Origin of the sequence: Pseudoalteromonas sp. S8-8 (genome assembly GCF_000497875.1) — a bacterium.
GTDB lineage: Bacteria > Pseudomonadota > Gammaproteobacteria > Enterobacterales > Alteromonadaceae > Pseudoalteromonas > Pseudoalteromonas arctica.
On sequence record NZ_AUTR01000053.1, the window covers coordinates 13,826 to 35,071 of the forward strand.

19 protein-coding genes and 1 pseudogene are annotated in these 21,246 nt (G+C 39.0%); 7 read left to right on the forward strand and 13 right to left on the reverse strand.

What is annotated here, in order from left to right; translation table 11 throughout:
• Window positions 1–50 precede the first annotated feature (50 nt).
• Window positions 51–1,931: a biosynthetic arginine decarboxylase gene (gene speA / locus L659_RS0117540; RefSeq protein WP_024591379.1), complete on the reverse strand. Its 1,881-nt coding sequence runs from the start codon at window positions 1,929–1,931 to the stop codon at window positions 51–53.
• Window positions 1,932–2,129: 198 nt separating this feature from the next.
• Here speA and speE point away from each other — a divergent pair, with 198 nt between their 5' ends.
• Window positions 2,130–2,993 (forward strand): polyamine aminopropyltransferase, encoded by an 864-nt coding sequence (speE, locus tag L659_RS0117545; RefSeq protein WP_007584590.1) that lies wholly within the window; start codon window positions 2,130–2,132, stop codon window positions 2,991–2,993.
• Window positions 2,994–3,214: 221 nt separating this feature from the next.
• Here speE and L659_RS0117550 read toward each other — a convergent pair whose 3' ends face one another.
• Together L659_RS0117550 and L659_RS0117555 are read right to left on the reverse strand one after the other, a co-directional pair.
• A complete protein-coding gene (locus L659_RS0117550; RefSeq protein WP_024591380.1) occupies window positions 3,215–4,447 on the reverse strand; it encodes a hypothetical protein in 1,233 nt (410 codons plus the stop codon).
• Complete coding sequence (locus tag L659_RS0117555; RefSeq protein WP_024591381.1) at window positions 4,437–5,060, reverse strand: plastocyanin; 624 nt, start codon at window positions 5,058–5,060, stop codon at window positions 4,437–4,439. The genes L659_RS0117550 and L659_RS0117555 overlap by 11 nt, the downstream gene beginning before the upstream one ends.
• 158 nt (window positions 5,061–5,218) lie before the next feature.
• On the opposite strand from L659_RS0117555, the gene L659_RS0117560 reads away from it, so the two are divergent.
• Complete coding sequence (locus L659_RS0117560; RefSeq protein WP_024591382.1) at window positions 5,219–7,261, forward strand: glycoside hydrolase family 97 protein; 2,043 nt, start codon at window positions 5,219–5,221, stop codon at window positions 7,259–7,261.
• 22 nt (window positions 7,262–7,283) lie between these two features.
• Here L659_RS0117560 and envZ read toward each other — a convergent pair whose 3' ends face one another.
• Together envZ and ompR are read right to left on the reverse strand one after the other, a co-directional pair.
• Window positions 7,284–8,597 carry a two-component system sensor histidine kinase EnvZ gene (envZ, locus tag L659_RS0117565; RefSeq protein WP_007584979.1) on the reverse strand — a complete coding sequence of 438 codons (1,314 nt, stop codon included), beginning with the start codon at window positions 8,595–8,597 and terminating at the stop codon, window positions 7,284–7,286.
• 5 nt (window positions 8,598–8,602) lie between these two features.
• Window positions 8,603–9,322: an osmolarity response regulator transcription factor OmpR gene (gene ompR, locus L659_RS0117570; RefSeq protein WP_002959552.1), complete on the reverse strand. Its 720-nt coding sequence runs from the start codon at window positions 9,320–9,322 to the stop codon at window positions 8,603–8,605.
• A gap of 195 nt (window positions 9,323–9,517) precedes the next feature.
• Here ompR and L659_RS0117575 point away from each other — a divergent pair.
• Window positions 9,518–9,664 (forward strand): annotated as a pseudogene (locus L659_RS0117575) (transcription elongation factor GreB); the annotation flags it as partial.
• 170 nt (window positions 9,665–9,834) lie between these two features.
• Here the strand turns inward: L659_RS0117575 and L659_RS0117580 are convergent.
• The 3 genes from L659_RS0117580 to L659_RS0117590 all read right to left on the reverse strand — a co-directional run bounded on the left by L659_RS0117580 (window position 9,835) and on the right by L659_RS0117590 (window position 13,772).
• Window positions 9,835–12,372 (reverse strand): S8 family peptidase, encoded by a 2,538-nt coding sequence (locus tag L659_RS0117580; RefSeq protein ID WP_024591384.1) that lies wholly within the window; start codon window positions 12,370–12,372, stop codon window positions 9,835–9,837.
• Window positions 12,373–12,384: 12 nt separating this feature from the next.
• The gene (locus L659_RS0117585; RefSeq protein WP_024591385.1) at window positions 12,385–13,365 is read right to left on the reverse strand and encodes an AAA family ATPase; all 981 of its coding nucleotides are present in this window, start codon (window positions 13,363–13,365) and stop codon (window positions 12,385–12,387) included.
• Window positions 13,366–13,535: 170 nt separating this feature from the next.
• Window positions 13,536–13,772, reverse strand: coding sequence for a helix-turn-helix domain-containing protein (locus L659_RS0117590; RefSeq protein ID WP_024591386.1), 237 nt, complete (start codon window positions 13,770–13,772; stop codon window positions 13,536–13,538).
• A gap of 100 nt (window positions 13,773–13,872) precedes the next feature.
• On the opposite strand from L659_RS0117590, the gene L659_RS0117595 reads away from it, so the two are divergent.
• From L659_RS0117595 to L659_RS0117605, 3 genes are all read left to right on the forward strand, one after another.
• The gene (locus tag L659_RS0117595; RefSeq protein ID WP_024591387.1) at window positions 13,873–14,397 is read left to right on the forward strand and encodes a hypothetical protein; all 525 of its coding nucleotides are present in this window, start codon (window positions 13,873–13,875) and stop codon (window positions 14,395–14,397) included.
• Complete coding sequence (locus L659_RS0117600; protein ID WP_024591388.1) at window positions 14,394–15,827, forward strand: DEAD/DEAH box helicase; 1,434 nt, start codon at window positions 14,394–14,396, stop codon at window positions 15,825–15,827. The genes L659_RS0117595 and L659_RS0117600 overlap by 4 nt, the downstream gene beginning before the upstream one ends.
• 88 nt (window positions 15,828–15,915) lie before the next feature.
• Window positions 15,916–16,365 (forward strand): antitoxin Xre/MbcA/ParS toxin-binding domain-containing protein, encoded by a 450-nt coding sequence (locus tag L659_RS0117605; RefSeq protein ID WP_024591389.1) that lies wholly within the window; start codon window positions 15,916–15,918, stop codon window positions 16,363–16,365.
• Between the two features lie 495 nt (window positions 16,366–16,860).
• On the opposite strand, the gene L659_RS1000000123950 is transcribed toward L659_RS0117605, so the two are convergent.
• The gene (locus L659_RS1000000123950; protein WP_024591390.1) at window positions 16,861–17,208 is read right to left on the reverse strand and encodes a hypothetical protein; all 348 of its coding nucleotides are present in this window, start codon (window positions 17,206–17,208) and stop codon (window positions 16,861–16,863) included.
• 30 nt (window positions 17,209–17,238) lie between these two features.
• On the opposite strand from L659_RS1000000123950, the gene L659_RS0117615 reads away from it, so the two are divergent.
• A complete protein-coding gene (locus tag L659_RS0117615) occupies window positions 17,239–17,460 on the forward strand; it encodes a helix-turn-helix domain-containing protein (RefSeq protein ID WP_024591391.1) in 222 nt (73 codons plus the stop codon).
• Window positions 17,461–18,006: 546 nt separating this feature from the next.
• On the opposite strand, the gene L659_RS0117620 is transcribed toward L659_RS0117615, so the two are convergent.
• From L659_RS0117620 to L659_RS0117635, 4 genes are all read right to left on the reverse strand, one after another.
• Window positions 18,007–18,390, reverse strand: a complete 384-nt coding sequence (locus tag L659_RS0117620; RefSeq protein ID WP_024591392.1) for a VOC family protein — start codon at window positions 18,388–18,390, stop codon at window positions 18,007–18,009.
• A 29-nt stretch (window positions 18,391–18,419) separates the two neighbouring features.
• Window positions 18,420–18,836, reverse strand: a complete 417-nt coding sequence (locus L659_RS0117625; RefSeq protein WP_024591393.1) for a hypothetical protein — start codon at window positions 18,834–18,836, stop codon at window positions 18,420–18,422.
• A gap of 394 nt (window positions 18,837–19,230) precedes the next feature.
• Complete coding sequence (locus tag L659_RS0117630) at window positions 19,231–20,535, reverse strand: NAD(P)/FAD-dependent oxidoreductase (protein ID WP_024591394.1); 1,305 nt, start codon at window positions 20,533–20,535, stop codon at window positions 19,231–19,233.
• 129 nt (window positions 20,536–20,664) lie between these two features.
• The gene (locus tag L659_RS0117635; RefSeq protein ID WP_024591395.1) at window positions 20,665–21,048 is read right to left on the reverse strand and encodes a VOC family protein; all 384 of its coding nucleotides are present in this window, start codon (window positions 21,046–21,048) and stop codon (window positions 20,665–20,667) included.
• Window positions 21,049–21,246 lie beyond the last annotated feature (198 nt).

Genomic DNA, 21,246 nt, shown 5'->3' on the forward strand with positions numbered 1-21,246 from the left:
CCTTTAAACATTGCGCAGCCACTAATACTGCGCTTTCAGTTGCTTACAAATTAATCTTCAAAATAGGTATAGCCTTCAAGGCCTGCATTAAGCTCAGCTAAATAACCTTCTTTACACTGCGTCGATACATCAAGTTTATTAACTTGGTACGCAAAGTTGTCAGCTAAAATGGCGCTATCATAGTCAACAAACTTTAATACATCCTTAACGCTATCACCTTTTATAGCATTGGTTAACACATAACCTTCGTCGTTAAGCTCTACGTGCACCGAATCAGTGTCACCAAATAGGTTATGTAAATCACCTAAAATCTCTTGATACGCGCCTACCATAAACATAGCAATGTGGTATTGCTCGCCATGCTTATATTCTGGTATTGGTAGGCTGGTTTCGATACCAGCGCCTTCAACGTATTCACGAATCTGCCCGTCAGAATCGCAGGTAATATCTTGAATAATCGCGCGCTGAGTCAGTGGCTGAGTTAAGTTTTCGATTGGCATAACAGGAAACAACTGCTGAATACCCCATACATCAGGCAACGACTGAAATAATGAAAAGTTAACAAAGAGTTTATCAGCAAGCTTTTCGTTTAAATCGTCGAGTACTTCACGGTGCGCGCGCGCGTTATTACTAAGCGATGCCCGCACACGATGTAAAATAGTAAAGTAAAGCTGCTCTATTTTCGCCCACTCTAGCATGCTTACTAAGCCATGCACGTACTGATCGTGCGCTTCGCTAAATAAGTGCATAGCGTCGTGATAGATCTCTAATGCCATACGCGGGTTTAAACGCTGTAAACACTGCCACATTTCATCAAGCACTAATGCGCTATTTTCAAGCGGTGGCTCTGGATTTAAATGATTAGGCGCTTTTTCTACGTCAATTACATCGGTAATTAATACCGCATGGTGAGCAGTTAAAGCACGCCCCGACTCGGTGATAATGGCCGGATGCGTAAGGTTATGCTGATCGCACACTTCTGCAAATGCATTCACTACGTTACGCGCATACTCTTCTACGGTGTAATTCATTGAACATGCACTACGCGAGCCAGAGCCCTCGTAATCAACACCTAAGCCGCCGCCCACATCAACGGTATTTAACGGTACGTTTAATTGTGTAAGCTCAGCAAAGTGGCGTGCACATTCACGTAAAGCACGGTGAATATCACGAATATTGGCAATTTGAGAACCAATATGAAAATGCACCATTTGCATTAAGTGCAGCTTATTATGCTTTTTAAGCACTTCAACAGCACTTAGTACTTGGCCTGCTGTTAAACCAAACTTGCCTTTTTCGCCGCCCGTGTTTTGCCACTTGCCTTTGCCTACTGAGTTTAGGCGAATGCGAATACCAATAGCCGGTTCAATGCCTAGGTTGTCTATTTCTTCAAGTAGTGTGGTCAGTTCTGAAAGCTTTTCTACCACAATTTTTACGCTGTGGCCCATTGCTTGACCAATACACGCTAGGCGTAAAAACTCACTGTCTTTATAGCCGTTACACACTATTGTGATTGGCTCTTTTGCTACACCCAAAATAGCCATAAGTTCTGGCTTTGAGCCTGCTTCTAGGCCAACAAGCCCGCTTGGATGCGCTAATAGTTTACTTACTACAGAACGTTGCTGATTTACTTTAATTGGGTAAACACAGGTGTATTTTCCGTTATATTCACGATTTGCTCGCGCTTGCGTAAACGCGTTAGTAAGGGTGTCTACACGATTTTTTAAAATATCGGTAAAGCGTACTAAAACCGGCAGCGTTAAACCTTGTTGCTTAAACTGCTCAGTTAATTGCGTTAAAGAAATGGCCGGTTTTGTTTGGTCGCCATCTGGGTAAGCCACCAGTTCGCCTTGTGCGTTAATATCAAAATAACCATCACTCCAATGAGCAACGTTATAAGTGGCGCGTGCTGTTTCTAAACCCCAGGTCATGGCAACTCTTCTTTAGTCAATTAGGTATAAAGGCGCATTTTAATACGTCACTATCCACTAGGCTAACAAAAATTGAACTTTCACTCACTCCTAACTAACTTTATTCGTCAAATCAGTTAAAATGTCATTGAGCAAAACGCCAAGCACTGGCAGAATTGCCCCTTTTTCATACTCAACCTAAAAAGTGTAATAGTAACTATGGCAAATTTAGATCAAAGTAAGTGGTTTACTGAAATTAGCGACCGCGATGGCAGCGCATTTTCATTACGTATTAATAAAAAGTTAGATGAAAAACAGTCTCCTTTTCAAAAGGTAGAAATGTTTGAAACCACAGACTTTGGTAATTTAATGATCATCGACGGGTGTACTATGGTAACAACCCGCGAAAACTTCTTTTATCATGAGATGATCAGCCACCCTGCACTTTTAGCGCATCCAAACCCTAAAAACGTCGTTATTATTGGCGGCGGCGACTGCGGTACTTTACGCGAAGTATTAAAACACCCAGGCGTAGAAACTGTAACGCAAATAGATATCGACGAAGTAGTAACGCAAATGTCGTTAAAATACTTCCCAGAGCTTTGTGAATCTAATAACGACGCCCGTGCAACTGTTATGTTTGACGACGGTATTAAATACATGCGCGAAGCCGCTGGCGAATCTATCGACGTAGTGATTGTTGATGGCACAGATCCGGTAGGTCCAGGTGAGGGTTTATTTAATCATGCGTTTTACACAAGCTGTTTAGATGCACTGCGCCCAGGTGGTATTTTAGTACAACAAAGCGAATCACCACTTATGCACATGCCATTATTAGTTGAAATGCGCGAAGCAATGTTAAGCGTAGGCTTTAACGATTTACAAACATTACCATTTCCACAACCAATTTACCCAAGCGGTTTATGGTCAGTAACACTTGCACGTAAATCACAAGCATTTGACGGTTTTAGAGAAGATGCAGCTGCAAATATTGCACAGCACAGCGAGTACTATAACAACGGTATTCACCATGGTGCACTCGCTACACCTAACTACATGAAACGCGCATTCGATAAAAAATAATACCAATCTGCTTATATATGGGGTCTATTTAACGTTAAGAAAATTACGCTAGAACTAGGCAGAAATTTTTGTATCTAGTTGTTCTAAATAAAAAATTTTTAACGACGTTATAGTGCAATTTAATTCGTTAAATTGATCAAAGATTTATGCAGGTTGGTATAATCTATACCAATTTTATTAAACTAAAAAGGGAGCATTTAAATGCTCCCTTTTTTATACTTTTAAAAACGCCATTGCGCATTTAGCATTATTTGCTGCTGCGAGATTCGTTCATTAAATCCAATTGGCTCTCTATTTTTTGCAACACTTTTAAGTGCAGAACCTTCAACCCCTATTTGTAGTTTATTAGTGAGCTGGTAGCGCCATGTTGCTGTTAAGCCTTCCCCATTGCTGGCATTAGGGTCAAACGCGGTTGTGTCGTTGTCAGTAACTTTAAAATAATCATAACGTACTGAAACTCGATGTTTGCCTTCTTTATGGCTCAGCATTAAATAATGGCTATAAAAAGCATTATCAATTAATGCGTTACTGCCCATTTCAGTTTTACCATTAAGTACCTGTGCTATTAAACGTGTTTTACTATTAAACTTATAAAGCCAAGCAGCGCTTGTAAAGCGAGTATCCCAAGCATACTGCCCTGTACTAATATTGAGTGTGGTTGGGTCACCGTTATTGTTGTAATAATAAATTCGAAATTGTGATTTTTTTAAGTAATCCCAATGTACGCCAGCGTAATAGCCAAAACGCCCGTCTACCTCTTCAAACGGTAAAACCTGATTAGCCTGCCAACGTAATTCGTATGCATTTAATGCCGCTATAGGCGCAAATTTAATACTTTCGTTAAATGTAGTTTGTCTATCGTGTAATGCAAAACCACGCCACGCAAGTAAAGTACCGGCAGGATCATTGCCTTTAAATGTAGCACCTACAAAACTAAAGCTATGAGCGCTGTTAAAACGTTTTGCTGGGCGCTTAATAGTTACCTCTGCGCCAACAGTGCGTACTTCCTCGCCTATCCAGCTATTAATAGCTGAGTTTGTATAGTTATAAGGAGAAGTCCACCCTATATCAGGATTTTCAAGCGACATAAGTGGGTAAAAGCCCCCCACGCGCATGTGCCATTTATAGTTGCTGTTAGATAGCGGCTGATACTTTATATAAGCCTGCGTAAAACCAAGGCCAACGTCAGGATCTTGATTCGCATTTAACACCCCATGAGCCGACCAACTAGATGCTAAATCAACATTAAAATCTAAAATACCTTGGGATAAAATAAGTTCGTCGCTTTTAGTATCGTGCCGATATAGCCCAAGACCGCCCTCTTGGAAGCTACGTATATCGTCCCCCTGCACGGCTCTAATTTGTATCAAGCCTTTTACTTGTGCATACAATGCATTACTAAAACATAAAGCACCGGCTAAAAATGCCAGCCTTATTAAGCGATTAATAGTCATCAAATTCATCCGTAGCAAAATCAATTTGCTCCGCAATTTCCTGCTTTACTTTATAAGTGATCGGGTTAGTAGCCACAGTAATAGTTTGAGATTCAACCTTACTAATATCACTAAATCCAGAATGCCAAACACTTAACGTGTATTCGCCTGCATTGGCATTTAAATCAACATTCCCGTTTTCATCAGTGATTGCAAAAATAGTACTATCTACCACCACAATATAACCTAACATCCAATCATGAATATTACAGCCAAGCTCAACAACACCCGTTTGATCAAAAGTAATGGGCGCTTTTGGGTGCTCCTTATATAGCTTTAATTCGAACGTTTTGGCTTTAGAAAATGAATAAACATGATGCATGATTGAGTCCGCATTCGGAAACTCTACCTTTGCATTTTGCGGGACAACTAAAATACGCGGCTTAAATTCTCGATTTTGCTGGGTCATCGCATAAGGTGCTTCTGGAGGAATAACGCTAGAGGGGTCTCCTGCAGTTAGCCATACAACAGCATTAGGTAATGGGTCATTATTAGCATTTTTAATTGTAATATTTGCTGCAAAAACTCCAGTACTAACACTTAGTAAAAATACACAAAGTAAGCTTTTTATCATTTTCTTGTCGCTATTATCAATTTGTTTACATTATAGACCGATTAAGCCACCAAATTCTTTCTATTTTTTAAAACATTGAATACGTATGTAAGCAGTCGTATTAATCATCAACAGTCATTATCCTTAGATGTCACCACCGACTCATCTAAGGACACACCATGAGAATACCAGCACTTGTGCTTTTAGCCTTTGCTAGTAATAGCTACGGACAAACCGTAGAGCTAAAATCGCCAGACACACAAATAACAGTAAGCATCTCTGACGAAAACAACACGCCAAGCTACGCAATAAAATTTAAAAACAAAGCGGTTATAAACAAATCTTTACTGGGGTTTGAATTTAAAACACAAGCAGCTTTTAGCGACGGCTTTAAAATTAAAAGCATTGAACAACAAAGCGTTAACTCGCAGTGGCAACAACCCTGGGGCGAACGCCAAAACGTTGTTGACGAATATAACGAAGTAGCCGTTACCTTTACAAAAAACGAGCCAAATAAAGGTACCTACACTATTCGATTTAAAGCATTTGATAGTGGTGTAGGTTTTCGATACGAAGTACCACAACAAGCCGGGTTCGAACATACAGAAATAACCAAAGAGTTAACTGAATTTGCAATAAACAATAGCCATGATGCAACAGCATGGTGGATACCTGCTCGTGGCTGGAACCGCTACGAATATGTTTACAACACTACCCCACTTAACGAAGCTCCACTAGCTCACACACCATTTACGTTTAAAACAAGTGACGGTACTCATATTAGTATTCATGAAGCCGCACTTGTTGATTACGCAGGCATGGTGCTTAATCAACGCCGCTCTGGTACGTTCACTGCCGATTTAACACCGTGGTCAGATGGTGTTGCAGTTAAAAAACAAGGTGCTTTTAAAACACCATGGCGCACCATTCAAATAGCCGACAGCGCTGTTGGCTTAGTTAATTCAGATATAATACTAAACCTAAACGAGCCTAATAAACTCGGTGACGTGTCGTGGGTTAAGCCTGGCAAATACGTGGGTATTTGGTGGGGTATGCATATAAACACGCAAACTTGGGGTAGCGGTAAAAAACACGGCGCCACTACGCAAACCACAAAATACTATATGGATTTTGCAGCGCAGTATGGTTTTGATGGCGTACTCGTTGAAGGCTGGAATATTGGTTGGGATGGCGATTGGTATTTTAATGGCGATGTATTTAACTTTACCAAACCGTACGACGACTTTGATATAGCAGCACTGACTCAATACGGCAAAGAAAAAGGCGTACAGCTCATTGGCCACCATGAAACATCAGGCAATGTAAGCAACTACCGTGACCAAATGGAAGATGCTTTTGCCCTTTACGAAAAATCAAACGTAAGCCAAGTAAAAACAGGTTATGTAGCCGATGGCGGAAATATAAAACGTATAGACAAAAACGGTATTGCTCGCCACGAATGGCATGACGGCCAGTTTATGGTTAACGAATACCTTTATAACGTAAAACTTGCGGCTAAGCATAAAATTAGCATTAATACTCACGAGCCAATTAAAGATACAGGCCTGCGCCGTACTTATCCAAACTGGATTGCGCGCGAAGGTGCACGCGGACAAGAGTATAATGCATGGGGTTCACCACCTAACCCACCAGAGCATGTACCAATGCTTGCTTTTACCCGCATGCTTGCAGGACCAATGGACTTTACGCCAGGTATTTTTGATATGAGCTTTAATGGTTTAGGAGGCGATACAAACCGTCCACAAACTACACTTGCCAAACAACTTGCACTTTATGTTGTTTTGTATAGCCCAATTCAAATGGCTGCCGACTTACCTAAAAACTATTTGGCTAAGCCCGATGCGTTTCAATTCATTCAAGACGTACCAACAGATTGGCAGCAAAGTATTGCTATTGATGGTGAAGTAGGCGACTTTATTGTATTCGCTCGTAAAGAACGTAAAAGCACTAAATACTCAGGAAATGATTGGTACTTAGGTGCTGTTACTGACGAAAAAGCCAGAACAATTGAGGTAAAACTCGACTTTTTAGAGCAAGGCAAAAAGTTTGAAGCACAAATTTATAAAGATGGTAAAAGCGCAGAGTGGAAAAACAATCCGTACGATCTAGCTATCGAAAAACGTGTTGTAACTGCAAGCGATAAACTAACGCTTAAATTAGCCACTAGTGGCGGTACAGCTATTCGTTTTAAAGCACTTTAATATAATGGGCCCCCTGCATTTACTATGCAGGGGTTGATACCTTTATTGGCAAATATACTTGTGCACTTAAACCGCCTTCTGGGCGGTTTTCTAGCTTTACTTTACCGTCGTGCATATCAACAATGCGTTTAATAATAGCAAGGCCTAGGCCACTGCCTTCACTTCCTCGTGCAGCATCGCCTTGTTTAAAAGGCTCAAAAACAGACTCTAGTTCGTTTTCAGGAATGCCGGGGCCATTATCGTTTACAGCGATAACTACATACTTTTTGTTTGAATTAAAGTAGCTAAGTACTTCAATATCGCCCTCAGAATAACGCAGCGCATTACCAATCATGTTGGTAATTACACGTTTAATAGCCACAGAGCTTAACGGTATATTGCCTATATTTGGATTACTTTTAAACGTAATAGTACGTTGATGCTGAAGCTCAGAATTGACAACCTCGGCAACTAAAGCATTGATATCTTCGCAACTTAGTTCTTCACGTTTATGGTGGCGTAGATACTCAATAAACTGATCAATAATCCCGTTCATGTCTTCTATATCGTAAATAATACCTTCACGGAGATAGTCGTCTTCATCAACCATCATTTCGGTAGCTAAACGAATACGCGTAAGCGGCGTACGTAAATCATGAGATACACCGGCCATTAGTAAACGGCGGTCGTTTTCAAGTGCGGCAATTCCGCGCGACATTTGGTTAAACGCGCGCGTTACTTCTATTACTTCTGTTGAGCCTTGTTCTTCTAACTTGGTAGAAAAGTCGCCTTTACCCACTTTCACTGCAGCTTGTTGCAGTGCTTTTAATGGTCTATTAAGGTGCCTTGCAAACAACCACCCACCCAGCACACTTAAAAAGCCAATACTTGATAAGTAAAAAGTTAAAAACTCTAAGTTGTTCTCTTTAAAGCCTTTAAGCGGTACTTTTACCCAATAACCTGGCGCTTGCGGTGCTTCAACCCAATAAATCAACGGATCAGTTTGGCTAATACGTACACGAGAATAACCACCAAGTTGCTCAGTCATGCTACGCGATAGCATAGAATATTCGCGGCTTTGCCCAAGCCCTTGGCGCATTGCTTCGCGCTGCGTCATGACTTCAATGCCGGTAATTTCAAAAAACTTTGCAGATACTTCGTCGTTTATTTCAACGCCATCTTCCCAGTCAATAAATACTGTTTTAATTTGCTTAGCAAGCATCAAGTTAACTTGCTCAATGGTTGGTTTTACAACATAAAAACTAACCGTAACATAAGACACTATTTGATTTATGAGCAGCAGAGCCGCCACTAAAAAAACAGTTTGTCCAAAAGCACTGCGCGGAAACATGCCCATAAATATTACTTTTCACCGTCGGGAACAAACACATACCCCAAACCCCAAACGGTTTGAATATATCGCGGATTGGCAGCATCTACTTCAATCATGCGGCGAAGTCTCGACACTTGCACATCAATGCTTCGCTCAAGCGCACTGTAATCGCGGCCACGCGCTAAGTTCATTAGCTTATCGCGGCTAAGTGGCTCACGTGGATGCGAAACAAGCGCTTTAAGCACTGCAAACTCACCACTGGTAAGCGATATTGTTTTATCCCCTTCACTCATTTCGCGCGTTGCTAAATTAAGCGTAAATTTACCAAAAGCGATTAAGTTTTCTTCAGCAGCAGGTGCGCCTGGCACTTCTTTTGCTCGGCGACGTAAAATTGCTTTTATGCGAGCAAGTAGCTCACGTGGGTTAAATGGTTTTGGAATGTAATCGTCAGCGCCAAGTTCAAGACCAATAATGCGATCTACTTCGTCGCCCTTTGCAGTAAGCATAACAATAGGAATTTCATTTTCTTTTTGGCGTAAACGGCGGCAAATAGATAAGCCATCTTCGCCTGGGAGCATTAAATCGAGAACCATTAAGTGAAAGTTTTCTCGCTCTAGGAGTCTATCCATTTGCTCCGAGTTTCCTGCGGTTCTAACAATAAAGCCTTGCTCTACTAAATAACGTTCAAGCAAACTGCGTAAGCGCATATCGTCATCAACAACTAATACTTTTGTGGTTTCGTGTCCCATAATCTCTTTCTTATTTTTATATCCAATTACTAGTTAATATAAATGAAAAACTTAATAATCAAAAACTAATTACTTGCTTAGATTGTTACTGAACATTTCAAAGCTTACTTACTCGTACTTTATTACATTTTACGCTCGACAAGTTTTGGCAAATTTAATAACGTGCACACCATTAGAGCTAATAAAGAATTCACCATGAAAACAAATTTAGTTACCCGCGAAGGTTACTTACAATTACAACAAGAACACGACCAACTATGGAACGTTAAACGCCCAGAAGTAACAAAAATAGTTAGTTGGGCAGCCAGCCTCGGAGATCGCTCTGAGAACGCAGACACGCAATTAGTACCTCTAAAAACATACTATGAAATAGAATTGCATTGATAAACAAATAAATTTTAATAGTACACATACTAATTAAGCATACTATTTAGTGAAAGGTTCAAAAAGTTTAACTAAGTTTTTCTTGGGTTATGTCAATTAAGCCATGTAAACTTAATTGATAGACACTGTTAAACCTGAACGTCAACCGCGGAACTTGCTAGAAGAGTAGCTTCTACTTTAGTTTCTACTTCAGAATAAATATCTATATCTACTTCAGGCACTGAAAGAGTAACAATTAAAGAGTATCTTGCTTTTGAATCCCAACGCTCATGTGAAGTACGAGTTTTCCACCAACCACTGGCAGGATAAATAGCAATTTGTCCTCGCTCTGCAAGCTCTGCTGCACTGCCTTTCCAAATGTCTTTATGAATAGAGCCTCTATGTCGGTTATCAGCCCCTAAAGTCCAATTAGAGTCACTCGGAGAGTCATCTGGTCTGCCCCCCTCCGCAGCTGCATTAATACGACTTTGAAATGCAGCAGAAGATTCTTCATGCCGTTTTACATCAAAGCGCAATTGATGACTGGCGTAGCTATATTTATTTAAAGTATTACGGCTTGATGGATTTGGTTCAACAAAGTAAGAAAGCGTTACAGTTAGTTCAACATCTGCCTCACCTATTGTTTGTAACGTATCTTTCGGCCATGGTAAATCATGTAAATGCATATCCTTTGTTTTAACGTTACCATCCTTATAAAACGGTTGTAATTCATCTTGTATAACTAACGAAAGAGAGTTGCTGGCACTTTTAACTGCCCTTTCTAAATTGGGCACACCAAAGCCAACCATGCGAGTTAAGTTACTCATATCACTTTTTCTAATTGCTTTATTGGAGCGCCCTGTATTTATTAATTGATACATTTCATCTGTCCAATCCGCGGAGTGGACAGTTAAAGCCCGAATAGTCTCAGGCCACAAGTCAGGGTGTTCGGCTTTTACTTGCGCAGTAAAGCGGGCGGCAAGCGCTGTAGCTGCACTTGTAGCATTACTGGTTTGGAAGTTCCGTTGAGAGAAATCATGGAAAGTAGTAAGTAAGTGTAAGTCTTGCATTCCTGCACACCCATATTGATCTTTACCAATATTTCCCCCTTCAAAAACAATCTCGGGTTTTATGGGGGCGTTTTTTCTATCCCATACAAGAGAAGTCGTACTATAAGGTGATAATCCCCCCACTTTTGCTAATGGTTGATAATCACAGGACTCTGTAATAGTCACTTTATTGGTATAAGCACCAACTGTAATAGAATTCCAAGATTGAGCAGGGTCATGAATATCTTGTAGTTGATTAGTATCGGGGTATTCCATATCAGAATCAAACGGAACATTACCTGCGCATATAGTAAATAAACGAGGGTTTTTTCCTTCCCCTAAATAATCTACAGCTAATGAATCTAGCGTACTTGACCAAGATGAAGGCCTGCCTCCGTCTGTCCCAGTATTAGCTGAAAGTGACATTGAAAATATACGGCTTCGTTCAATATTTGCAAATTCTGCTGTTGCAATCGCATTAGCAGTTATTAAACCTAGAGACTTGTCTTCATTATCACCACTACGATCTAAAACTTTAATTGATTCAAATTTATGATTAATAGTTGCTACATCATTAGAACCAAGTATATCGGTTAAATCCCCCCACATAGCAAGCCCAGCCATTTCTGTGCCATGACCATTAATATCCGTAGCGTCTCCGTTATCAGTAACCGTTAATTGATCATTAAGACCTGCAAAAGGAGACAACAAAGGATGCTCTACATTTACGCCTGTATCTAACACGCAAATGTAAGGCTCAGTACCACTGTTATTCACGCTTAGACGTTGCAATAAATCTTCTGTCCATTGCTCTTGTTCTTCATGGGGGGCAGAGTCAAAAAAATCAGCTGTGGTTTTTGGTGCGCGAATTTCAGCAACTCGGCTTAGTAGTAAGGTATTATTTGCTAGTTGATTTTGAGTCGCTTTAACTTGAATAACAGTATGTTCGGGAAATCTTAGCTTATGTTGAGAAACCTCAATTTTAAGCTCGTTAGCTATTAACGTGAAATCAGCAATAATTTCTTTATAGTAGTTTATTGATTCTTTTCTTTTTTTCGGAGTAGATACCCATACTTCCCACCAAATAGATTCATCTTTATCATCTGGTAATAAGGAGTCATCATCAGACCAAATAGCGGCAAATGCCGCAGTTCGGATTGACTGTATTGAATCAATTAATTTCTGATTGTCTAAAGGTTTTTTATGTTTGTTCTTTTTCTTATTTAAATAATCGGTAATTTTTTGTTCAAAATGATGGAGCTTTCCATCTGGAATAAAAACTGTAGCAATAGTTTTTATTTGATTATCATGGGTGATTGTCTTTACGTTATAAAGTTCAATTCCTTGAGTCGCATTAGCAAGGCTTTCCACTGCAATTTCAATATCAGGAAAGCTTTCAAATTCAACTTGAATACCTATACCCATTTTTAATGGAGTTTCTGATGACTCATTTTTAAGTTGATCTAATTGAATTGAAACAGTCGATAAATCACCTCGTAATTTACCACTATGGGCTATTCGGTTTCGGGCTGGGATTATTTTAGAAGGGCCTCCACCACCACTTGGTGAAGTAAATTTTTGCGCCGAACCATATGATTCTAAAAAAAAATGAGGTTTATTATAAATCTTATTCGCCATTAAATTTCCCTATTACATTGCGAAATGCTGACTAATACTCTTTCTATCTTCAATTGCTTCTTGAAGCATAGTGATAGTGATCGACGAATAATCATGAATCAACATCTCCTTGATTGCGTCATTAGCAGCTTGAGTAACTTCTGCATTACTTAGACCATCTGACTTCAATGCTAACTTTTTCCATGAGAAATTCTTAGCAACATAAGGATGAAGTCTAGACTTGAAAAGTGAAACTATTTCACTCTCTGACGGCAATTCGTAGCGAATGACATCATCAAAGCGCCTAAATAGTGCATGGTCAAGGGCTTCAATATGATTAGTAGCACAAACAATGACACTACTAGAATCATCTTGTTCAATCATCTGTAAGAAGCTATTTAGGATTCTTCGTGCTTCACCTACGTCATTATTTGATCCTCGGTGAGAGCCTAATGCGTCAAATTCATCAAAGAAATATACGCCTCTTACATCTCTAATAGCATCAAATATTTGACGTAATTTAGCTGAAGATTCACCTAAATATTTAGTAATCACCGCATCAAGGCGGACTTCAAATAAAGGGAAATTTAATTCTCCTGCAAGTACAGATGCCGTATAAGTTTTACCTGTACCTGGTTTTCCTGCTAATAGTAATTTTCTTCTTGGTGATAAACCATGATTTTTTAGTGTTGATAAATGTTTTTGCTCTTTGACTAAGCGATTTAACCGGCCTTTAACACTTTCAGAAACTATAAGATCATTAAAACGTAGCTTAGGATAGCTTGTTGTCAGCAGTCCCGTAGAATCTTTGACACCACTTGCAATTGAAACAGGTAGATTATTAAGGCTCTTTTTTTTTGCCTTATCAATAAGCTGTTTTAATTCCTGTGCTAGTTTGCCATGACCACTTCTTGCTTCATGCGCAGCAACTTGAAGCGCAATAGATAAAAATCTATCGTCATCTTTATCGATATGCGATTGCATAAGTGCTTTTATTTGCGTTGAACTAGCCATGAAAAATGCTCGAATTAAATAATATATTGACCAATATTATTATACATGAAAGGTGACTTTTCTTCTATTGTTCGATAATAATATGCATGCATATTGTACAAAAAATCCGGAATTAATTTTGATACGTGCTTTTAATTAATAAAAACTCGTAGAATTTGAATGTATTTTAATTAATCTAAATTGAGTTTATACATCAACCTTGGTGGCATTATGTCTTCAAATTCACAATTTAACGCATTAGCTAGCTTGTATAATGTCTCTAACTTAATATTCACATTACCTCTTTCCATTTTTCCATAATTACCGCGCTCTATACCTACATAGGCCGCAAAACCTTCTTGCGAATAACCTGCTTCTTTGCGTTTTTCTCGTAGCTTTTCACCAAAATGTTTAACTAAATCACTCACCTGATTTCCCTCAAGGCAAAATGATTAGATTTTCATGTTGAGCGCTTAACTACCACGCCCTATAATACCCATTATTATAAGAAGTTTATTAGGATTTACTTTGAAATTTGATCCTCTCGTAGCTCAAATTATTGTTGCACCAAATTTTGATAACTTTACAACAAGTGATGTACGCTCGGCGTACTTAGCACTAAAAAATGACTCTTCTTTAGTACCTACAGCAGTTAGGCGAAGTATATATGCTGAATTGCTCAAGCTTGTTAAAAAAGGCTGGCTGAAAAAAGTGGTATCAAATAAAAAAGGATTTACGCGATTCAATAAAACAGAGAGTTTTAACGTTGAGATAATTACTCATTTAGCCAGCTCAGTACCCATTAAAGCCACAGAAAAGGCAGGTGATAAACACTCGCTGTTACTTAGTAAGTTAAATCATTACAAAGCCGATCTATTATTGAATATGGGGGAATCTGAGGCATATAAAGAGCTTTATTTGGAGTCGCCCGAACTGGTAGATGAACTACAGCCACAGTACAACAAAGCGAGAGACAACAATACAAGAATACTTGGCAAGATTAGAGCGATTGAAGGCTTACTGAAGCAGAGCGAAGCATTAGAGAAAATATGAAACTAAGACTATGGCAAGCCGAGTGTATTAATTTAGCGCTTACACAATATCAGAACGGCAATAGCCACTTTTTAGCCTTGGCAACTCCTGGGGCGGGTAAGACCTTGATGGCCTCGGAATTAGCCGATCAATTATTAAAAAATAATATGGTCGATGTGATTATTTGCTTTTCACCGTCTTCAATTGTATCTCAAGACTTTAAGGAAAGCTTGCAACTAAAAACGAATGAACGATTTGATGGGCTTATTGGCGCTAAAGGTAGAACTTTAACATATCAAAGCTTACAGTATTTAGATGTGCACTTTTGGCAGCTATTTGAACGATATCGTGTTTTTGTAATATTTGATGAAATTCATCATTGTGCTGGCTCTAATATTGACAATGCTAATGCATGGGGTGAGCAGATAATTCTTAACATTCATAATAAAGCACAATGCACATTAGCCTTAACAGGTACACCTTGGCGCTCTGATGCTGCTCCTATTGTTCTTTCATCTTATCAGCAGCCTAACAACAAGATAGCGTGTGACTACGTTTACGGGCTTTCAGAGGCTATTGTAGATAATGTGTGTCGGGTTCCAAAAATAGTAGCTGTTGATAATAACCACATTACAGTTGTAGATGACGTTGAAACCAAAACATTTGACTGCTTTAAAGCGTTATTAAACGACTCTGGCGTTTCTTATCAAGAAATTATTGAAAATGAAGCGGTAGTAAAATACATAATTTCTTCCGCTCAAAAAAAGCTTATCTCAATTAGATTGAAAAACCCCGATGCAGCGGGGTTAATTGTTGCATCGTCTGTTGAGCATGCCCATCAAATCTCTAAGTTAATGCGAACTTACTTTGACGAGGATAGCATTGTTGTAACCTACCGAGAAAATGAACCTACAAGTATTATTCAGCAGTTTAGGTATGCACAAACTAAGTGGATTATTTCTGTTGGTATGATTAGCGAAGGTACAAACATCCCTCGTTTACAGGTTTGCTGCCACCTTACAAACATAAAAACAGAAATGCATTTTAGGCAAATATTGGGCCGCATACTGAGGGTAACAAACTCTAAGAACCAAGAAGCTATTATGTACATGCCCGCCGAACCTAAGCTTTTAGAATACGCGTATAGAGTTAATCAAGATGTTCCATTGGAAGCTGATGTAGTTAAGTTTGAAAAAATTGAAACTCCTGCTGGAAAAAACACCGCAGATACAGACTCAAGCAATATTACTTTTAATAAACAAAGTAAAAAACCTTCCAAAGCTCAGTTTGATTTTAATAACTTTGCTGACTTTTTTGAGCAGCCAGCTATGGGCAATAGACCTGAAGCGACAGAGGAACATTTTTTAACCGGTGCCTATGAGCGAATAATTAATATATCAGGCCGCTTTCAGCAAGAGGCTATTGCTTTAGGGTTAAGTGAGCTGAGGTAAATACGCTAGAATTTATCTCAAGTAGACCTCTACAGGTAACATCGATTTCAGTTACACGAGGAAACATAACTTAATTTGAGGTGTTGCTATGTATAACTTCTCTGAAATTCATAAACAAATAGACCTTACAGAGATTTTAAGCAATAGAAATATCAGTGAAAAATCTAGTCATCTAGAACAAATTAACTTTATACATCAAGGTGTAGATATCAAAAATGCTGAACGTTTAAGGATAGAGTTAGGCTGGGATATACGAGCATTTTCTTCAGCTATTAGAACTAGCAAGAGCTCATATGTACGCTATAAAAAAGAATTAAAGCCCTTAAATACCACTTTAAGTGAAAATGCATTTGAAATTGCAAAAGTCTGCTCTTTTTGTCTTGATTACTTTGAAAATATAGAACGTTTTAATATTTGGTTAAATACCTCGTCACTCCAATTCGACTCTAAAAAACCTTTAACATTTATAGATACAATAGCTGGCCGTGAATTAATTAAAAATACCGTAAACAGGCTCAAATATGGCTATAACGCCTAAGAGTAAAGTGTCTTAGGACGTAAAGCGCACGATCAACAGACTGCCAACATGAAACCAAGTTCTATCCTTTTCTTAACTTAACAAGAAGCTATCACTTTAGAGATTAAAACGTTGATTTGAGCTTATTAATGACTCAATTTTCTCTGATAGTCGCATTTGTGCCAACAGTGGACATTGGTAGCGCCCATTAAAGCGGCTGATAATTGTTTGCTAAAATGTGTAGCGAAGCGAAACCGAGCAAACAGCAAGTCCCATTTTAAATTCTTGTTATATTTTCAATACCCACAAATATCTGATTTAGCAAATGCAGCTCTTGTTCGAAATTTATCTAGAGACACAATTACACCTTCTAAATCATATAATTTGACAATTTCTTCAGCAAAATCGATGAAATTAAGAAAATACAAACTACTCAACAAGTTATCAATAAAATTACATTTACTGAAAATATGTAAAAAGTTAGAAGTTATCTCTTTTTTGTTATCAGCATGGAATCTAGCACTCCTTATACTCTAAGTCATATGCTTCTTGATACCCTTCAGAAAAATCTAAATGCCTAGCAAAGTAAAAAAGAGCATTGAGATCCGCTTTAATATTTGAAGACTTCTTTTTCAGCCAACCTTTTTTCACCAGTTTTAAAAGTTCTGCATAAAGCTTTTTTCTGAGTTTAACAGGATCTAAAGAATCATCATTTTTTAACGTAATATATGATGATCTGACTTCGCTCGTGGTGAAGTTATCAAAGTTGGGCGCAACAATTATTTGAACCACTAAAACATCAATTTTCAATAAAACACATCGCTCCGATGGCGGAGCAGTTTTAGGCTTTTTTATTTGTGACAATCAAGCTCCGATATCAGAGCAAGAAAAGTTATGAATATTGTTGGTAAAAACGTAAGGACAATTCGTGAGACTAAAGGTTGGACTCAAGAGCAACTTGTAGCTAAGTGCAACCTTATTGATTGGCAAATTAGTAGAAGTACTTTGGCTAAAATAGAAACTAATGCGGGAAGAGTAACAGATATTGAAGTACAGAAATTGTCTGTTGCACTGAATGTGCTGATTAATGAGTTGTTTTTAAATTTAATAGGTTAATTTGTTATTGAAAGTTGGTCAAATAAAGTCTGAATTGTAGTAGATATAATGTTAATCACAGCTATTTAAAGTATTTAGCATCAGTGCGGTGCCGCCCAATTACATTTAAGTTTATTACCCTAAAAAACTTTAAGCATTTAAAAAATCAGACGTAATAATGTATTTACTTCATAGCTTCTGTGAGCGCACTACTGACCTAAATGAGTACTCAAAACAAGGCGCATTTATGTTCACTTTGATACGAATATAGTTAACATCAATAGATATTGAGGCTGTTTACAGTGTTCAATCTATTTGATCTTGACAGACAACTAAGCCATATGCGCAGTCGTAGAGGCGTCAAATAAAAAGTGCAGCTATTCCCGGCATTGCAGTCGTTCACATAATTGTATTGGTATGACTACAGTGCTGACGGCAGCTGGCTTTTTCTTAAGGTCAACTGATCAGCTAAAAGCTGACATATATTCTCTACCTTTATGGTCTATAAAACTAAAAAACACCTATTAATAGGTGTTTTTTAGTTTTGCTAGGTGCGTTACCGCGTCATTACGCTGCTTTAAAGCAGTACACAGCAAGTTTGTTACCATCTAAATCACGTGTGTAAGCTGCATAGGCATGAGGAGCCCAATCGCGAGTACCCGGTGCGCCTTCATCAGGACAACCCGCTGCTAAAGCTGCTGCGTGAAATGCGTCGATAGCTGCACGATTAGGTGCTTCAAAGCTAACCATAGTACCGTTACCCACAGTTGCAGGCTGGCCATTCGCTGGCTTAAGTACAAAGAATGAAGGTGCGTCTATGCCCCAAATTGAACCATTGTCATCTAAATCGGCAATGCGCTTAAGACCAATGGTGCTTAAAACGGTGTCGTAGAAGGCGCGGGCTTTGTTTAAGTCGTTAGTGCCAAGTGTTGTATGTGTATATATGCTCATAGTGTATTCCTCAGAAAAATTAATAAAAGTTATTTAGGTGTAAACATGCTATCTGCGGTGCGGTGTGCGGTATAAACGGCTTCACCATCACTTTCGGCATCAAATATAACGGTAACATTAGGGGTGAATAGAACAACGTCACCTACTTCTGCTACATATTTGTTACCTTGTAAGTCGCGCATCACAATCTTGCCTTTGGTGATGACTTTATATTCGACAAATTCATAAACAAATTCGAACTCAACGCCAGGTTGCATGGCAAAAAAGCCTACGGTTAAGCCATTTGAATTATCGGTGACAGTCACTTCTGCCATCTGACTTTTTAGGTTATTAACTTCAAGTAAGCCCGCTAGATCGTTTAACTTAAACGTACCCGCTTTAAACAGTTGAATACTCGGCTCTTGAGCTAGTTTAGTTGCATTATTTTCATTTACAGACAGAGTCATTTTTTAATCCTAATATGGTGTACTGAAAAATCAGTATCTATAAATCGTGTGTTGATTTTAATACTATAGAGCCGATGCATTGCTGCTGTCTGACTCATGGCGGCTACTTTACATTGTTTATGAGAAATGATAACCACCATAAAAACCAAATGACTTTTACCTGACAGTAATAATCATAAAAACATTGAATGTCAGAGTTTTATCAGGTTAACAGAAAAACTTTGGCAAGGAATAAAGTGGGGGCAGTGGCTTAGCAGGTTGGTTAAAACAGGAGAAAGCTGAGGTACGTAGTTAAGTATTAACTAAGCATTAATACCGCAGTAATCAAGTTACCGCGGCATTATTTAGAAGCTGCTTTAGGTTTAGTTAACGTTTAGGGAATTTTAAAATAACCTTAATGTAACTTCATTTTTGGTCGCACGACGCGCAATATTTTTTCGCTGATCCACAAGGCAATGGTTTTAGCACTGCCGTGAATAGCGCGCTGATGCATGCGATATAATGAAAGATACATAAAGCGAGCAATTATACCTTCAATAAAAAAGCTATTGCTGGTCAGGTTGCCCATTAAATTCCCTACGGTGCCATAGCGCGACAGGTTAACTAGTGAGCCATGGTCGTTATATTCAAAGGCACAAAGAGGGCGATTTTTTAACGTCGCAAGCAAGTTTTTTTCAATACATTGCGCCATTTGGTGCGCCGATTGCGCGCGCGGCGGTACTTGTTTGCCATCTGGTTGGGTAAAGGCGCAGCAATCACCTAAAACAAAAATATTGTCATCGACCGTGCTTTGTAAAAATTGATTTACTTGTATTTGATTACTGCGAGTGAGCTCAAAAATACCTAAGTCCTTGATAAAGTCAGGTGCTTTTATACCCGCGGCCCATAACATAATATCAGCATTAATCATTTCGTCTTTTTGGGTAATAACACCTTGCTCGGTAGCCTCTTTTACTTGTGTATATTCACGTACATTAACGCCTAATTTTAATAGCTCGCGTTTTGCACTGGTCGCAATGCGTTCAGGTAAGGCGGGTAAAATACGGGGGCCGGCTTCAATTAAATGAATATGTAAACGCTTAGATGACATATTTGTTAAGCCGTATAGCTTTAACAACTCAGAGACATGATAGAGCTCAGCTGAAAGTTCTACACCCGTGGCACCGCCGCCAATAATAGCAATATTGAGCGATTGTTGTTGATTATCGTCTTGGTGAAGGCGAGTAAAGCTGTCTAGTAATGAGTGCTGAAAACGCTCAGCTTGTTGATTTGAATCTAAAAAGTAGCAGTGCTCTTTTATACCTGGGGTATTAAAGTCGTTACTTACGCTGCCTACAGCAATAACCAGATGATCATAAGTTACACTGCGCTCGGGTAAAATAGTGTGGCCTAACTCGTCATAAAGTGGCGCGAGGGTAATGGTTTTATTACTTTGGTTAATATTACAAAATGTACCTAGTTGGAAACAGTAATGATGCTTAGCAGAATGAGCAGAATAGACAACACCATCTAAATCGGGGTCAATAGATCCGGTCGCTACTTCGTGCAGTAACGGTTTCCAAATATGGGTGCGATTTTTATCAATCAGTAGAATATCGGCATGCTTTTTTTTACCTAGCTTGTCGCCTAATTGGGTAGCTAGCTCTAATCCGCCAGCACCACCGCCAATGATAATAATTTTTGGTGTGGTAATACTCATAATGTTGTCCTAAAAATAGTAACTTTTAATAACTTATCACTTATGCATGAGAAAGCGATCTGAAAGCCATAATGGCTAACAGACCGTTATCATTATTAAGGTAAGATCAACTTGATCTAGTCTTATAATTTACGCAGCTTTAAAGCAATAAACAGCCAATTTGTTACCGTCTAAATCACGCGTGTACGCTGCGTAGGCATGAGGTGCCCAATCGCGAGTCCCTGGTGCGCCTTCATCAGGACAGCCAGCCGCTAAAGCCGCTGCGTGAAAAGCATCGATAGCTTCACGGTTAGGCGCTTCAAAGCTAACCATAGTGCCATTTCCTACAGTTGCTGGCTGGCCGTTGACAGGTTTTAGTACAAAGAATGAAGGTGCGTCTACGCCCCAGATTGAACCATTTTCATCTAAATCGGCAATGCGCTTAAGACCAATGGTGCTTAAAACGTTATCGTAGAAGGCGCGGGCCTTGTTTAAGTCGTTAATGCCGACAGTTACATGAGTAAATACGCTCATTTATATGCTCCGTTTATTACAAGTTAAGAATGAATTGTTATTTATCGAATGTAGCGCACACACTGGATGTAAATGACTACTGTTCGTTTCGATGAAGGTATCATAGTCTTTTTCTGCTGGATGATAATACCACCGTTCGTAAACTCACTTTTACTATGGTGTAATAGTTGTAAGCGGCCGTAACAAGGGTGGTAGGGA

Excerpts from the sequence above, each read along its gene's own strand:
- L659_RS0117555 (WP_024591381.1), bottom strand. The coding sequence starts at position 5,060 with ATGATAAAAAGCTTACTTTGTGTATTTTTACTAAGTGTTAGTACTGGA.
- L659_RS0117620 (WP_024591392.1), bottom strand. The coding sequence starts at position 18,390 with ATGAGCATATATACACATACAACACTTGGCACTAACGACTTAAACAAA.
- L659_RS0117560 (WP_024591382.1), top strand. The coding sequence starts at position 5,219 with ATGAGAATACCAGCACTTGTGCTTTTAGCCTTTGCTAGTAATAGCTAC.
- ompR (WP_002959552.1), bottom strand. The coding sequence starts at position 9,322 with ATGGGACACGAAACCACAAAAGTATTAGTTGTTGATGACGATATGCGC.
- L659_RS0117585 (WP_024591385.1), bottom strand. The coding sequence starts at position 13,365 with ATGGCTAGTTCAACGCAAATAAAAGCACTTATGCAATCGCATATCGAT.
- L659_RS0117625 (WP_024591393.1), bottom strand. The coding sequence starts at position 18,836 with ATGACTCTGTCTGTAAATGAAAATAATGCAACTAAACTAGCTCAAGAG.
- L659_RS0117630 (WP_024591394.1), bottom strand. The coding sequence starts at position 20,535 with ATGAGTATTACCACACCAAAAATTATTATCATTGGCGGTGGTGCTGGC.
- envZ (WP_007584979.1), bottom strand. The coding sequence starts at position 8,597 with ATGGGCATGTTTCCGCGCAGTGCTTTTGGACAAACTGTTTTTTTAGTG.
- speE (WP_007584590.1), top strand. The coding sequence starts at position 2,130 with ATGGCAAATTTAGATCAAAGTAAGTGGTTTACTGAAATTAGCGACCGC.
- speA (WP_024591379.1), bottom strand. The coding sequence starts at position 1,931 with ATGACCTGGGGTTTAGAAACAGCACGCGCCACTTATAACGTTGCTCAT.
- L659_RS0117600 (WP_024591388.1), top strand. The coding sequence starts at position 14,394 with ATGAAACTAAGACTATGGCAAGCCGAGTGTATTAATTTAGCGCTTACA.
- L659_RS0117605 (WP_024591389.1), top strand. The coding sequence starts at position 15,916 with ATGTATAACTTCTCTGAAATTCATAAACAAATAGACCTTACAGAGATT.
- L659_RS0117615 (WP_024591391.1), top strand. The coding sequence starts at position 17,239 with ATGAATATTGTTGGTAAAAACGTAAGGACAATTCGTGAGACTAAAGGT.
- L659_RS0117550 (WP_024591380.1), bottom strand. The coding sequence starts at position 4,447 with ATGACTATTAATCGCTTAATAAGGCTGGCATTTTTAGCCGGTGCTTTA.
- L659_RS0117580 (WP_024591384.1), bottom strand. The coding sequence starts at position 12,372 with ATGGCGAATAAGATTTATAATAAACCTCATTTTTTTTTAGAATCATAT.
- L659_RS0117635 (WP_024591395.1), bottom strand. The coding sequence starts at position 21,048 with ATGAGCGTATTTACTCATGTAACTGTCGGCATTAACGACTTAAACAAG.